Raw genomic sequence first — 13,841 nt, forward strand, 5'->3', positions numbered from 1 at the left:
AAATTTCCGCTCGACTTGCATGTATTAGGCACGCCGCCAGCGTTCGTCCTGAGCCAGGATCAAACTCTCCATAAAAGTAGTTTGAAAGCTCATTTGCTTTGCTAGCGATCCAACTTCGTTAGAAGTTAGAATCTATTGTTTGCTTCATTTAAGAAGCTTGTTTCATTAACGTTGCTTGTTCAGTTTTCAAGGTTCATTTTGTTTCAATGTCGTTTTAGCGACTCCTCTAATTTAACATCTCTGTTTCTTTTTGTCAACAACTTTTTTGAAAAAGTTTTTTTGAAGAAATTCGAGAAAGTAATTTAGTTGTTATCAAGTACGTCTTAGCGACATTTAATATATTACAATACTTTCAATGTTTTCGTCAACACTTTTTTAAAAATAATTTCAGAGCGTTTTTAAACGCTCTGATTAATATACTATAACCCGTACTCAGATTCAATATAATGTCTGTCTACATAATAGTTCCTGTGGAAGATCGCTTCGTTTTTAGCGATAACCGTTTCCACCAGAATTAGCTCTCTTTCAATTAAGTATTCAACAAACACTTCCAAGTCCACAGAGTAATAACTCAACTCAGGATGATCATGCAATTGCTGAATCGTCCATGAAGGTTGTGCAAGCATTGTTTCTAAAATATGTTGCGCCCCATCCGTAGTTCTGGAATTTATTAAAAACTCACCGGCTAAAAATAATAACTCCAGACGCTTCTCGAGACTTTCGTTGCTCATAATTAATTCTTCATATAATTTATAAATTGCAGGGTCATTGCGTTTCACCTGGGCCCAAACTGTCACTTCAGGATAATGCCCGCTATCAATAATCGATAATCTTCCTAAATGATGTAATGAAGCAACTACATGATTGTACGCATCTAAAAAATGACCATCTTCAAATAATTCTTTTCCTTCTTTATAACGGCGGATTAACTTGGCAAACTGGATACCTGTTTTTAATTTACGACCGAAGAATGGGAACTCTTGCAATTCAGAACGTAGTTTATATAGAAACTCATTGCGGTCAAACATAACTTTACCGTGGAAAAGCCAATCAACTAACCGCTTATGCGAACCAATGAAAATCCATTTACGCAAACGTTCCTCCGTTAAAATATGCATCACCATTTTCGCTTCACCATATGAATAGTGTTTCGAATAAATAGGCTTATCACTTTCTTTTACAATAATTAAAAGAACCGAATCAAATGTATCGGTCATATTCTCAGCACCTTCACGCTTGTTTATCAATATTACTCCAAGCGTTTCCGGCTGACTTGCACGTTCCTGATAAATCGGTCTTAAAATATGTTCCATTGTTATCCCCCTATAAAGTTTACCTTCTATATAATGTCATTGTAGATGCTATAAGATAAATTAACTAGTATTACGCTGATAAACTTTCAACCATGCGGAAAGTCCATCATTCCCTCATATCAAATAATATAAATCCCGTTATTTTTTCTTTCGCCATTCATTTCTAAAAACCCTTCATTTAAACATTTTTAAATAGTATTAAGGGATATTTACGAGCCGCCTAATTCTTTCCTGTCTACTAATTTATATCCAATTTATGTTATAGTATATTTTAGATTAGGAGGCAATTGAAATGAAAAAATATAATAGTAAAATTAATAAGATCCGCTCTTTTGCATTATCCCTTATTTTCATCGGCTTCGTTATTATGTATGGTGCAATCTTTTTCAAAAATAATCAAATACTTGTATTAATCTTCATGACAATTGGACTTCTTTGTATCATCGGCAGTACAGCTGTATACGGCTGGATAGGATTGCTGTCTACAAAGGCTGTGCAAGTTGTCTGTCCGGAATGCGGGAAATGGACAAAGGTTTTAGGTCGCGTGGATATTTGCATGTATTGCAATGAACCGCTCACTTTAGATCCTGCATTGGAAGGAAAAGAATTCAATCAAGAGTACAATAAAAATTAATATTCTACGGGACTGGAGTAAAGGTGATCAAACTTTTGCTCCAGTTTTTCATATAAAAAAAACCCAGCAACAACCGTTACTAGGTTAAATTATTATTGAACTTTTGTTGCACCGACTGCTACACAGTCAGGACATGTACCATAGACTTCTAAACGGTGCGAATTAACTTGAAAGCCTGTTACTTGCGAAGCAAACTGCTCCACTTCATTTAATCCGGGATAGTGGAAGTCTACAATTTTACCGCAGCCATCACAAATCATGTGATAATGGTCGCCTGTTACGAAATCGAAACGACTCGCTGCATCCCCATAAGTAAGCTCTTTTACTAAACCTACTTCACGAAAGACACGTAAATTATTATAAACTGTTGCTACACTCATATTAGGAAACTTATCGCAAAGCGCCTTGTATATATCATCAGCTGTTGGGTGAATCATACTTTGAATTAAATATTCCAAAATCGCATGACGCTGAGGAGTAATTCGTACACCAGTAGTCTTTAACGTGTCCAGCGCATCCTTTAAATGCAATTCAGACATCGTCATGCACCCCTTTTCATACATATTATTAATTTGTAATTGTTATAATTAGTGTAGCGAATTTGTCCATGCGTTGTCAACAATTGCTTATTCCAATTGAAATAAAAGTATTTGGTAAAAAAGCTAATTGAAAATGAAAGCGATTAAAGGCTTATTCTTTCGTATCGCGTTCTCAATTAGTACCCTCTAAGAATATCCATCTTATTTTCTAAATCACGTTCCCCATTGAGCCATTTTGCCAGACTTGGTTTGAAAATGTCCAGACTGCGCTCCACATAACGTGATGAATGACTTGAAAAATGTGGTGATAGCGTAACATTGTTCAAGTCCCATAGCGGGCTGTCTGCCGGTAATGGCTCGATCTCATAGACGTCTAAAACAGCATGTTCTATTAGCTCGTCTTGTAAAACGCCAACAAGAGTATCCGTTTCTACTAAGTCACCACGCCCAAAATTCATGAAGATTGCTGAACTCTTCATCAGTTCAAAATGCTCCCGAGTCAGCATATGCTTCGTTTCCTTAGTAGATGGCAGCATCGAAAGAATAATATCCGCTTTCGGTAACTGCTCTTTTAAATCATCCAGCTTATATGTTTCATTCATATACTCCGCTTCGTTGCCTGAGCGATTACAGCCAATTGTATGTACGTCAAACGCCTGCAGAATACGTCCTACTTCACCGCCGATTGCACCCGGACCGATAATCAATGCTGTACTTCCGTTTAACTCTGTTGGACGCGCCTTTTTATTCCATTCTTTCTTCTGTTGCTGCTCATAAATAAACGGCAATACACGTTTCAATGATAAAATATGAGCTAAAATCGATTCAGTCATCGGCTTCTTATGTATACCGCGCACATTCGAAACGAGTATATTACGTTTCGCAATCGCTTCTGCCGGCATTTTCTCGATTCCTGCAGATGCAACGAAAATCCATTGCAATTTGTCTGCATACTGTAAATGCTCTTCCTTTAAATCTTCCCCATAAGTTACTAAAACGTCTGTTTGAGCAAGTTTCTCCACATCCAGTTTCTTATCAAATAAAAAATCTACTTGAGGAAACTGTGCCAAAAGCGGCTGTTTTAAATCTTCACGTGGTTCAAATGTAAAATAAATCGTTACCATTGTAACTCCCCTTTGTGCACATATTAATTCGTGCGATTTTTTAAATAGTTTAACACATCTTCAATATGATTTTTTACCCGTACTTTACGCCACTCTTTTTCAACGATTCCCTCTTCATTAATTAAAAATGTTGTTCGTTCAATACCCATATACTCTTTTCCGAAGTTTTTCTTCAATGTCCATACTCCATATTTCTCCGCAACTTCATGATTCTCATCCACTAATAATGAAAACGGCAGTCCGTGTTTTTCAATAAACTTTGTATGTTTCGCTGCATCATCCAAACTCACACCTAAAATTACAGCATTCAAATCTGAAAAATCTTCATATTTATCGCGGAAGTCGCAAGCCTGTGTTGTACAGCCCGGTGTTAAATCTTTCGGGTAAAAATAAAGAATAACGTTTCTGCCTTTATACTGTTCCAGCGTAACCATTTCCCCTTCCTCGTTTTGCAATTCAAATGCCGGTGCTTGTAAATTTTCTAATGTCATGTCTATTCCTCCAAAATTTTCTTCTATGATACAAAACAATGCCCGATGCTTCAATTTCTTTGGCGTTCCCTTTCATTACATACTACAATAGATATGAAATCATTTCATGTAACCTATTTTGGAGGAATAAATTATGAATCATACTAAATCTGAACAGCTTCATACAGAAGCACTCGAACATATTGTTGGCGGGGTAAACAGTCCATCCCGTTCTTATAAAGCAGTAGGCGGTGGCGCACCGGTTGTCATGGTCCGCGGTAAAGGAGCATACTTTTGGGATGTGGACGGTAATCGTTACATCGATTATTTAGCAGCCTATGGACCGATCGTTACAGGGCATGGTCATCCGCATATTGCAAAAGCCATCGCACACGCAGCGGAAACCGGTGTATTATTCGGTACACCGACAGAGCATGAAATTAAATTCGCAAAAATGTTAAAAGAAGCTATCCCTACATTGGATAAAGTACGTTTTAACAACTCCGGTACAGAAGCCGTGATGACATGTGTACGTGTAGCACGCGCATTTACAGGCCGTACAAAGATCATTAAATTCGCCGGCTGCTACCACGGTCACTTCGACCAAGTACTTGTTGCTGCGGGATCTGGTCCGGCAACATTAGGTTCACCTGACTCAGCCGGTGTTCCTCATGCTGTCGCAACAGAAGTAATTACCGTTCCATTTAACAATAAGGAAGAATTTACACTGGCAATGGAAAAATGGGGCAATGATGTTGCAGGAATCTTAATCGAGCCAATCGTCGGCAACTTCGGAATTGTAGAACCGCATAAAGGATTTTTGGAACATGTACATGCATTGGCAAAAGAATATGGCGCATTAACAATTCACGATGAAGTCATTACAGCTTTCCGTTTCCACTACGGTGCAGCACATACAATGCTTGGTTTAACTCCGGACTTAGTCGCAATGGGGAAAGTAATCGGCGGCGGTTTGCCAATCGGTGCATACGGTGGTCGTAAAGAAGTTATGGAAACAGTCGCTCCACTTGGCCCTGCATATCAGGCTGGTACTATGGCCGGTAACCCTGCTAGTATGCAAGCAGGTATTGCATGTCTTGAAGTGTTGCAGCAACCAGGGATTTATGAAGAAATGGATCGCTTAGGTGCTCTTCTTGAAGAAGGTATTTTAGCTGCTGCCAAAAAACATAATGTGACGATTACATTAAACCGCTTAAAAGGCGCATTTGCTATTTACTTTACAGATATTAAAGTAGAAAACTATGAGCAAGCGGAAAATACGGACGGCGAAAAGTTCGGTCGCTTCTTTAAATTAATGTTATCTCAAGGCATCAACTTAGCCCCTTCAAAATACGAAGCATGGTTCTTAACGACAGAACATACAGAAGCAGACGTAGAAGAAACGTTAAAAGCAGTGGATTACGCATTTTCTCAACTATAATAACAACTGCCGCTATACATTTTATAGCGGCTTCTCTTCATTGACTCCCTCAGAAAGGAGGAAAAAAACATGAAACTAGGTGCACGCGTTTTAAAAACGGGTGTTGCAATTGTTTTCGCCTTATTTTTAGCCCAAATACTGAATGTACCCTCACCTGTATTTGCTGCAATTGCTGCTGTATTCGCGATCCAGCCTTCTATTTACCGCTCTTATCTTACAATTTTAGAGCAAATACAGGGTAATATAATCGGCGCTACCGTTGCTGTCCTATTCGGTCTTGTCTTTGGACATCATATAGTGTCTGTCGGTATAGCCGCTATTATCGTACTTGGTATTATGATGAAGCTAAAACTCGAAAAATCTGTATCTCTTGCACTCGTAACGATGATTGCCATTATGGAAGTACCGGGCGATGATTTTTTAATGTTTGGTTTAATCCGATTTAGTACGGTGATGCTAGGTGTATTTGCCGCTTTTGTTGTAAACTTATTGTTTTTACCGCCTAAATACGAAATTAAGTTATTTAAAAAGATCAACTCTGTTCAGGATGATATCATTCGCTGGACACGTTTAGCTGTTCGCCAAGCTAGTGAACATACATCTACAAAAATGGCGGTAAATAAATTGCAGTCCCGCCTAAATGAAATTGATACAATGTACGGTTTTTTCAAAGAAGAACGCAGCTATTTCCGAAACCGGAAGTATGTAAAAGCCCGAAAGCTTGTTATTTACCGTCAAATGTTATTAACATCGAAGAAAAGCTATGAGTTGCTTGTTCGTTTACACAAACATGAAAATGAGCTCGGCAAGTTACCAAGTAAATTTCAAGTAATCATTCAAGAACGTTTGGACTTCTTGTTAACCTATCATGAACAACTGTTATTGAAATATACCGGAAAGCTTAGGCCGGAACATTCAAAATGGACACGGCACGAAGAATATCTGCAAGGCAGTGAGCTAATGGAGCAGTTTATCAAACAGATCGCCCTTGCTCAGGAAGAGGCGGCAGAGGATGAGCAGTTTTCAAGCTACCACCTGCTTTATATTTTATCGCGTATATTAGATTACGAAGAAAACCTGGAGCATCTTGATACGTTGATCGTTTCCTATCGAAGCTTCCACAGTGAAGAAAAAAACCTAGATCTGGAATCAGAGTTCTACTAAATAAAAAGAAGGTGTGCATTTTTCGCACACCTTCTTTTTAACTTTTCATCTTCGGATCAAGTGCATCCCGCAATCCGTCACCCATAAGGTTAAAGCCGATTACCGTCAGCATAATCGCAAGTCCCGGGAAAATCATTGCCCATGGTGCGTTTAGTAAAAACATCCGCGCATCTGCGAGCATTTTCCCCCACTCCGGCTGAGGCGCTTCTGCACCAAGTCCTAAAAACCCGAGTGCCGCCGCTTCGATAATCGCTGTCGCAATCGCCAGTGTCCCCTGTACGATAACCGGAGTCATCGAGTTCGGCAAAATATGCTTCCATAGTATCCTGGAGTTTTTCATACCGATTGCTTTTGCAGCATGAATATACTCTTCTTCTTTAATGCTCAGCACCCGCGACCGGATCAGTCGGCCGAAGTTCGGTATATTAATAACCGCTATGGCAATTAATGCATTTTGCAGTGATGGTCCTAAAATCGATACAATTGCGATCGCCAATAAAATACTTGGAAACGCAAGCATAATATCAAAGATTCGTGAAATAATTGTATCAACCCAACGACCATAGTAACCTGCAATAATCCCTAAAAAACTGCCGGCAACTGCAGATATTAATACAGCCGATAAACCAACCGTCAATGAGATGCGGGCTCCATGTAAAATTCGCGAAAATATATCACGACCTAGATCATCTGTTCCAAACCAGAAATCAGCAGATGGAGGCTGCAGACGCATACTTAAATTCTGCTCATTTATACCTTGTGGTGCAAATAGAGGGCCGAATATTGCCAGAAGCACAAAGAATAACACAATTGCACTGCCGAACAGCGCAGACTTACTTTTCTTGAAATTCGTCCACGCCTCTTGCCACGGTCCCTTTACTCGTTCTTCTTCAATTCTCTGAACTTGATTTTGTATAATTTCAGCCATGCTATGCGCCTCCTCTCTAGTTGTATTTAATGCGCGAATCAATCACTGTATATAAAAGGTCGACAATCAGGTTAATCATTACGAATAAAAAGGCAACGATCAAAATACCTGACTGGATAACAGGATAATCGCGGAATCCTATCGCTTCGTATATATAGCGCCCAATTCCCGGCCAACTAAATATTGTTTCCGTTAAGATGGCGCCGCCTAAAAGCATACCCGTTTGTAAACCGACTACTGTCAAAACAGGAATCAACGCATTTTTCAATGCATGCTTATAAACAACAACGAACATTTTTTGACCTTTTGCCCGAGCTGTACGAACAAAATCCGAACGCATTACTTCCAACATCGAGGCTCTTGTCATACGTGCAATGATCGCCGTTGGAATCGTTGCAAGTGCAATGCCAGGTAATAATAAGTGCTTTAACACAACAATAAATTGATCAAACCGTCCTTGCCATAATGTATCAATTAAGTAAAAGTGAGTTATTGCCATAACCGGATCACGTACTTCTTCCCGTCCCGATGTCGGCAACCAGCCCAGTTGAATACCGAATGCCCATTGCTCCATTAAACCTAACCAGAAAATCGGCATCGAAACACCGATTAAAGCAATCACCATCGCTAAGTAATCAAACCATGAATTTTGAAACCACGCCGAAACAATCCCTGCGTTTACCCCGACGATAATCGCAATAATCATCGCGAAAAATGCCAGTTCAAATGTAGCTGCTAAATATGGCCACATTTCAGAAGAAATTGGCTGCCTTGTTCTTAATGACTCCCCCAAATCTCCCGTTACAATTCCTTTTAAGTAATCGAAATATTGAACATACCACGGATTATCTAGGCCAAGTTTCAGGCGAAGTGCCGCGATTGCATCTGCAGTAGCTTGCTGTCCTAAAATGACTTGTGCTGGATCACCGGGTATGGCACGAATAATTAAAAATACTAAAAAGGTCATCCCAAGTAATACAGGTATTAAATGCAGTAGACGTTTGCCAATGTAGTGAAGCATGCTCTTCACCCCTTTTATGAATGTATGTTTCTACTAGTTGAAAAAAAGGAGAGGAATATTCCTCCCCTTTCACTTAACTTTCTATTACTCCATTGAAACGTTATGCAATTTATCAGAGCCTGTTGGGTGTGGCAAGAACCCATTTACACCTGCTTTTGCTGCAAGTAATGGTGTAGAGTGTGCAAGCGGAACCCATGGAGCATCGTCATGAATGATTTCCTGTGCTTTTTTGTATAATTCATTACGCACATTTTCATCTGTTTCAGACTGTGCCTGAATTAATAAACTATGAACTTCTTCATTAGTATAGTACGCATAGTTGTTTGAAAGGATATTGTCTTTGTCTAATAATGTGTAGATGAAGTTGTCTGCATCTCCATTATCACCAGTCCAGCCAAGCATGAATGCATCGGCTTCACCGTTTTTCGCTTTTTCCAAATATGTTGCCCATTCAAATGTTACGATTTTCGATGGAATCCCAACATCTTCTAAGTTCTTTTGAATAACTTCCGCCACTTTCGCTCCGTCCGGCATATATGGACGAGGTACCGGCATTGCCCATAACTCAATTTCTTTTCCGTCATAACCAGCTTCAGCTAATAAAGATTTCGCTTTTTCCGGATCATACGGATATGGAGAAATTGCATCGTTGTAACCGCTAATTGATGGTGGCATCGGGTTTGCCGCCACTTCTGCACGTCCTTCAAAGAACGCATCAACAATCGCTTGTTTATCGATTGCATAGTTTACTGCTTGACGTACCAATTTGTTATCAAACGGTGCACGTGTATTCGTTAAACCTAAATAGCCAATGTTCATCGATGGACGTTCAATCAGTTGTAAAGTAGAATCCCCTTCAACTGTTTTACCGTCTGATGGGTTAATACCATCAGCTAGATCGATATTGCCTGCCATTAATTCATTTAAGCGAGCAGAGTTATCCGGAATTGAACGGAAGATAACTTTATCTAATTTCGGGAAACCTTCTTGCCAGTAATCTTCAAACTTCTCAATCGTAATTGAGTCATTACGTTTCCATTCTGTAAATTTAAATGGACCTGTACCTACAGGGTTATCGCCGAATTTATCGCCTGCTGCTTCAAATGCAGTTGGTGAACCAATTCCGAACGGGCTCATTGCTAAGTTTTTAAGGAATGGTGCCTGTGGACGAGAAAGTGTGAATACAACTGTGTAGTCTCCTTCTGCCGTTACATCTTTAATAATATCTTCGCCCTCTGCTTTAAACATAGAGTTGAAATAGTAGAAATCTTCCTCTTTTCCACCTTTCCAGCGATTGATATTTTTAATAACCGCTTCTGCATTGAAGTCTGTGCCGTCATGGAATTTTACACCTTCTTGAAGCTGGAATGTGTAAGTTAAACCGTCTTCACTTACTTCCCATTCTTTTGCTAGTCCAGGGTTGATCGTTGTATCTTGCTCCCCGAAGTTTAGTAATGTTTCAAATAGGTTTTGTGTTACTTTGAATGATTCGCCATCTGTTACGATACCTGGATCAAGTGAAACTGAATCTGCTCCACGACCAAATACTAAAACTTGAGGTGTTGAAGAACTTGAATCGTCTGTCGTACTGCTGTCTGTATTTGTACTTGAATCGTTGCCTGATTCTGATGATGATGTTTCTGCATCGTCAGCACCACAAGCAGCTAAAAATAATGACATTATTAATAGCATCATAAGACTTACTAAATACAATTTACCTTTCCTCAATAAAAAAACCCCCTAGACTTTTTAATCTATAAAGTGTACCCTTTGTAAAGGACATTTTGAAAAAGCCTAGGCAACTTGTTGAAGCTGCTGTCTGTATTTTACAGGCGGCAGTTTTTTTAAATTCCACTGGCCTCGATAATAATTGTAATACGTCATATAACTCTTTATCTCTCGTTTTACTTCTTCTAACGTCTCACACTCTTTTAGATTGGCTTCATCTTTAAAATGCCCGAAGAATGATTCCTGGGGCGCATTATCCCAACAGTTCCCACGCCGTGACATGGACTGACCTAAGCCCAATCGCTTCACCAATGCTTGATAGATCGGGCTTGTATAATGAAAGCCCTGATCCGAATGGATAAAGGCATCTTTCACTAAATGCTTGTGTTTTTTCAATTTCTTTAATGTATCGAGGGCGATATCCAACGATAAGGAATTTGATACTTCATACGCTAAAATTTCGTTCGTTTCAGCGTCTTTAATCGTGGATAAATAAGCGCGTTTTCCGTTTCGATACGTCAAATACGTGATATCTGTTAATAACACTTTTCCTACTACACCTTGTTTGAAATTCCGTTTTAAGTCGTTTGGGCATGTACGGTGTTCTTTCGTTGCTTTTACCATACGTCGATAAGGATTCGCTTTTCGAATGGGACAAACAATATCATACTTTTTCATAATGCGACGAATTCGTTTTAGGTTGTAGGTGATACTATATTGATTTTGAAGTGTCATTTTGATTTGGCGCGCTCCCTTTTTGCGTCCTCGGAAATGATAGGCCTTTAAAATGATTTCTTTCACTACTTCATCTGCCGCATCTTGGGTTGCCCGGTTTTGGGCGGATTGTTCATCAAAATAATTGTAATAACCCGAACGGGAAACACCCATCATTTCACATAAGTAGCTCACCATGCGCTTCAATTTATACTTTTCGATGGCTCCTTGAATTAATTCAAATTTTATTTTCGCTTCAATTGTGATTTCTTCTTCAACATCTGCCTTTCGAGTAGATCCAGCTTTTTTAGTAGTTCATTCTCTGCCTCAAGTAATCGCGTTTTCGCTTCTAAACGTGCATATTTTTCTTCAAGGCTTAATTCACGTTCAAGTTGGCGTCCCGAATTCGTTTTACGTGTATCCTGTAAACCATTTATTCCGGCTTTTCGGTAAGCTGCTTGCCAGCGTTTTGCGGAAGAACGAACACGCTCCAAACCGATTAATTCAACGTCCAATCCCGCTTCTTCAAAAATGGCTCTTGGTAATTTCCCCTTTTCATTTTCTGCAATAAAATGACGCTTAAATTCATCTGTATAGGTAATGGCCTTGTCACTGACGGCCTGTACATTCGGATTACATTTTAATTGTGCTTGTTGTTTCTCTGTGAAGTAGATTTTTGTCATTCAATTCCGCTCCAGTATCTTTTTTCTTATTATAAATAAAAATACCCTACAAGATAGGCTTTTTTCAAAGTGTCTATCTTATAGGGTACATTTTACTATTATCATTGTGGCGTTTCATATAAATGACACGCAACAGAATGACCTGGTTTAACTTGCTGGAGCATCGGAATTACTTGTTTGCACTTATCCATCGCAAAAGGACAGCGTGTATGGAATGTGCATCCTGTCGGCGGGTTTGACGGGCTCGGTATATCACCTTTCAGCAATAGCTGTTCCCGCTCAAACTGCGGATCCGGAATTGGTACAGCCGATAAAAGTGCTTGTGTATAAGGATGTAATGGCTCATGATATAGCGATTCGCTTTCCGCAATTTCGACTAGCCTGCCTAAGTACATCACGCCTACCCGGTCACTAATATGTCGCACAACCCCTAAATCATGGGCAATGAATATATATGTCAGTTTCAAATCTTCCTGCAATCGCTGCATTAAATTTAAAACTTGTGCTTGAATCGATACGTCCAGGGCAGATACCGGTTCATCTGCAATAATCAGTTTCGGATTTGTCATTAAGGCTCTGGCGATACCGATACGCTGTCTTTGTCCGCCGCTAAACTGGTGAGGATAGCGCTTTGCATGATAGGAGCTTAAACCGACGATTTCCAAGTATTCATGGACTTTCTTTTTGCGTTCCTTCGCATTCCCAATCCCGTGGACAATTAACGGTTCCTCTAAAATTTTTTCAACCGTATGTCTTGGATTTAATGAAGCATATGGATCCTGAAACACCATTTGAATCTCTCTTCGAACTTTTCGCATTTGTTCGCTGTTTAACTTTGTGAGCTCTACGCCATCAAATGTCACCTGGCCGTCTGTCGGTTCATGTAAACGCATAATTGCTCGGCCCGTAGTAGATTTCCCGCAACCGGATTCACCAACAATGCCTAATGTTTCCCCTTCAAAAAGCTCAAATGATACGTCATCGACAGCCTTCACATCACCGACATGACGTGCAAACATTCCATGCCGGATCGGGAAATACTTTTTTAGATTGTCAACTTTCAGCAGCACTTTCGACATGTGTAACTCCCCCTTCTTCCATATCCAATAAGAAGCATCTTGCTTTATGTGTACCGGAGGATTCATATAGCGGAGGATTATTTGTTAAACAACGATCGAATGCATATTCACAACGTGCTGCAAAACGGCAGCCTTCCAAAATGGATCCTGGTTTTGGAACATTCCCAGGAATTGAATAAAGCGTATCTTTTTTATAACGCATATCCGGTACTGACTGGATAAGGCCTTTCGTATAAGGATGCTGCGGGTTTCTAAATATTTCATTAACCGGAGCTTCTTCAACGATTTGCCCTGCGTACATAACAATGACGCGCTCACAAGTTTCCGCAACTACACCTAAATCATGTGTAATGAGTAAAACAGCAGTGTTCAACCGTTCATTTAAATCCCTCATTAACTTTAAAATTTGGGCTTGGATTGTTACATCAAGGGCTGTTGTCGGTTCATCGGCAATAAGCACTTTCGGATTACATACAAGAGCCATCGCAATCATTACACGTTGCCGCATTCCTCCCGACAGCTGATGTGGATAGTCTTTAAGCAACTGTTCCGCGCGCGGCAAACCGACCAGCTTCATGATTTCTACCGCCCGGGCACTCGCTTCTTTTTTCGACCATTTCGGATGGTGGATTCGAATCGCTTCGATCAGTTGATTCCCAATTGTAAACAACGGATTCAGCGAAGTCATTGGCTCCTGGAAAATCATCGCAATCTCATTTCCTCGGATTTTGCGCATTTGCTTATCTGAAAGCTTCGAAATATCTTGCCCTTTCAATAAAATTTCTCCATTTGTTATTTTTCCGGGAGGACTCGGTACAAGCCCCATAATAGAGAGGGAAGTAACACTTTTACCACAGCCGGACTCCCCTACGATGGCGAGAATTTCCCCTTCATGAATTGAAAAGCTTATTCGATCGACAGCTGCAACCTTTCCACTGTCTGAAAAAAATGTCGTTTCTAACTCTCTCACTTCAAGCACAGCTTTTCGACTCATTTAACCACC

The 13,841-nt window shown here is 39.9% G+C and carries 13 protein-coding genes and 1 rRNA gene; 3 read left to right on the plus strand and 11 right to left on the minus strand.

The window, feature by feature from the left end; genetic code table 11:
* Positions 1-75: ribosomal RNA gene (locus B5473_RS03090) — 16S ribosomal RNA — on the minus strand; the annotation flags it as partial.
* Between the two features lie 344 nt (positions 76-419).
* Entirely contained in the window at positions 420-1,313 is an 894-nt protein-coding gene (locus tag B5473_RS03095; protein ID WP_079523608.1) for a nucleotidyltransferase-like protein, read from the minus strand.
* Positions 1,314-1,605: 292 nt separating this feature from the next.
* On the opposite strand from B5473_RS03095, the gene B5473_RS03100 reads away from it, so the two are divergent.
* Entirely contained in the window at positions 1,606-1,947 is a 342-nt protein-coding gene (locus tag B5473_RS03100; RefSeq protein ID WP_008405748.1) for a YgzB family protein, read from the plus strand.
* 92 nt (positions 1,948-2,039) lie between these two features.
* Here B5473_RS03100 and perR read toward each other — a convergent pair whose 3' ends face one another.
* The 3 genes from perR to bcp all read right to left on the minus strand — a co-directional run bounded on the left by perR (position 2,040) and on the right by bcp (position 4,101).
* Positions 2,040-2,486: a peroxide-responsive transcriptional repressor PerR gene (gene perR / locus B5473_RS03105; RefSeq protein ID WP_079523609.1), complete on the minus strand. Its 447-nt coding sequence runs from the start codon at positions 2,484-2,486 to the stop codon at positions 2,040-2,042.
* A gap of 176 nt (positions 2,487-2,662) precedes the next feature.
* Positions 2,663-3,610, minus strand: coding sequence for a D-2-hydroxyacid dehydrogenase (locus tag B5473_RS03110; RefSeq protein ID WP_079523610.1), 948 nt, complete (start codon positions 3,608-3,610; stop codon positions 2,663-2,665).
* A gap of 23 nt (positions 3,611-3,633) precedes the next feature.
* A complete protein-coding gene (gene bcp, locus B5473_RS03115; RefSeq protein WP_079523611.1) occupies positions 3,634-4,101 on the minus strand; it encodes a thioredoxin-dependent thiol peroxidase in 468 nt (155 codons plus the stop codon).
* Between the two features lie 133 nt (positions 4,102-4,234).
* Between bcp and B5473_RS03120 the strand changes: the two genes are divergently transcribed.
* Positions 4,235-5,521 (plus strand): glutamate-1-semialdehyde 2,1-aminomutase, encoded by a 1,287-nt coding sequence (locus B5473_RS03120; protein WP_079523612.1) that lies wholly within the window; start codon positions 4,235-4,237, stop codon positions 5,519-5,521.
* Between the two features lie 69 nt (positions 5,522-5,590).
* Complete coding sequence (locus B5473_RS03125) at positions 5,591-6,685, plus strand: FUSC family protein (RefSeq protein WP_079523613.1); 1,095 nt, start codon at positions 5,591-5,593, stop codon at positions 6,683-6,685.
* Positions 6,686-6,722: 37 nt separating this feature from the next.
* Here B5473_RS03125 and nikC read toward each other — a convergent pair whose 3' ends face one another.
* From nikC to B5473_RS03155, 6 genes are all read right to left on the minus strand, one after another.
* Positions 6,723-7,613, minus strand: coding sequence for a nickel transporter permease (gene nikC, locus B5473_RS03130; protein ID WP_079523614.1), 891 nt, complete (start codon positions 7,611-7,613; stop codon positions 6,723-6,725).
* A gap of 16 nt (positions 7,614-7,629) precedes the next feature.
* Positions 7,630-8,634: an ABC transporter permease gene (locus tag B5473_RS03135; protein ID WP_079523615.1), complete on the minus strand. Its 1,005-nt coding sequence runs from the start codon at positions 8,632-8,634 to the stop codon at positions 7,630-7,632.
* Positions 8,635-8,718: 84 nt separating this feature from the next.
* Positions 8,719-10,362, minus strand: coding sequence for an ABC transporter substrate-binding protein (locus tag B5473_RS03140; RefSeq protein WP_079523616.1), 1,644 nt, complete (start codon positions 10,360-10,362; stop codon positions 8,719-8,721).
* A gap of 66 nt (positions 10,363-10,428) precedes the next feature.
* Positions 10,429-11,759 (minus strand): IS3 family transposase gene (locus tag B5473_RS03145; RefSeq protein ID WP_439848463.1). Its coding sequence is split into 2 segments (ribosomal slippage): positions 10,429-11,378 and positions 11,378-11,759, totalling 1,332 coding nucleotides; the frame shifts between segments, so codons are not numbered across the junction.
* Between the two features lie 101 nt (positions 11,760-11,860).
* The gene (locus B5473_RS03150) at positions 11,861-12,838 is read right to left on the minus strand and encodes an ABC transporter ATP-binding protein (protein ID WP_079523617.1); all 978 of its coding nucleotides are present in this window, start codon (positions 12,836-12,838) and stop codon (positions 11,861-11,863) included.
* The gene (locus B5473_RS03155) at positions 12,813-13,832 is read right to left on the minus strand and encodes an ABC transporter ATP-binding protein (RefSeq protein ID WP_079523618.1); all 1,020 of its coding nucleotides are present in this window, start codon (positions 13,830-13,832) and stop codon (positions 12,813-12,815) included. Before B5473_RS03155 ends, B5473_RS03150 begins: the two co-directional genes overlap by 26 nt.
* Positions 13,833-13,841: the final 9 nt, after the last annotated feature.

This window comes from Solibacillus isronensis, assembly GCF_900168685.1.
Lineage (GTDB): Bacteria > Bacillota > Bacilli > Bacillales_A > Planococcaceae > Solibacillus > Solibacillus isronensis_A.

Excerpts from the sequence above, each read along its gene's own strand:
- B5473_RS03120 (WP_079523612.1), top strand. The coding sequence starts at position 4,235 with ATGAATCATACTAAATCTGAACAGCTTCATACAGAAGCACTCGAACAT.
- B5473_RS03100 (WP_008405748.1), top strand. The coding sequence starts at position 1,606 with ATGAAAAAATATAATAGTAAAATTAATAAGATCCGCTCTTTTGCATTA.
- B5473_RS03135 (WP_079523615.1), bottom strand. The coding sequence starts at position 8,634 with ATGCTTCACTACATTGGCAAACGTCTACTGCATTTAATACCTGTATTA.
- B5473_RS03150 (WP_079523617.1), bottom strand. The coding sequence starts at position 12,838 with ATGTCGAAAGTGCTGCTGAAAGTTGACAATCTAAAAAAGTATTTCCCG.
- perR (WP_079523609.1), bottom strand. The coding sequence starts at position 2,486 with ATGTCTGAATTGCATTTAAAGGATGCGCTGGACACGTTAAAGACTACT.
- B5473_RS03110 (WP_079523610.1), bottom strand. The coding sequence starts at position 3,610 with ATGGTAACGATTTATTTTACATTTGAACCACGTGAAGATTTAAAACAG.
- B5473_RS03095 (WP_079523608.1), bottom strand. The coding sequence starts at position 1,313 with ATGGAACATATTTTAAGACCGATTTATCAGGAACGTGCAAGTCAGCCG.
- B5473_RS03125 (WP_079523613.1), top strand. The coding sequence starts at position 5,591 with ATGAAACTAGGTGCACGCGTTTTAAAAACGGGTGTTGCAATTGTTTTC.
- B5473_RS03155 (WP_079523618.1), bottom strand. The coding sequence starts at position 13,832 with ATGAGTCGAAAAGCTGTGCTTGAAGTGAGAGAGTTAGAAACGACATTT.
- bcp (WP_079523611.1), bottom strand. The coding sequence starts at position 4,101 with ATGACATTAGAAAATTTACAAGCACCGGCATTTGAATTGCAAAACGAG.
- nikC (WP_079523614.1), bottom strand. The coding sequence starts at position 7,613 with ATGGCTGAAATTATACAAAATCAAGTTCAGAGAATTGAAGAAGAACGA.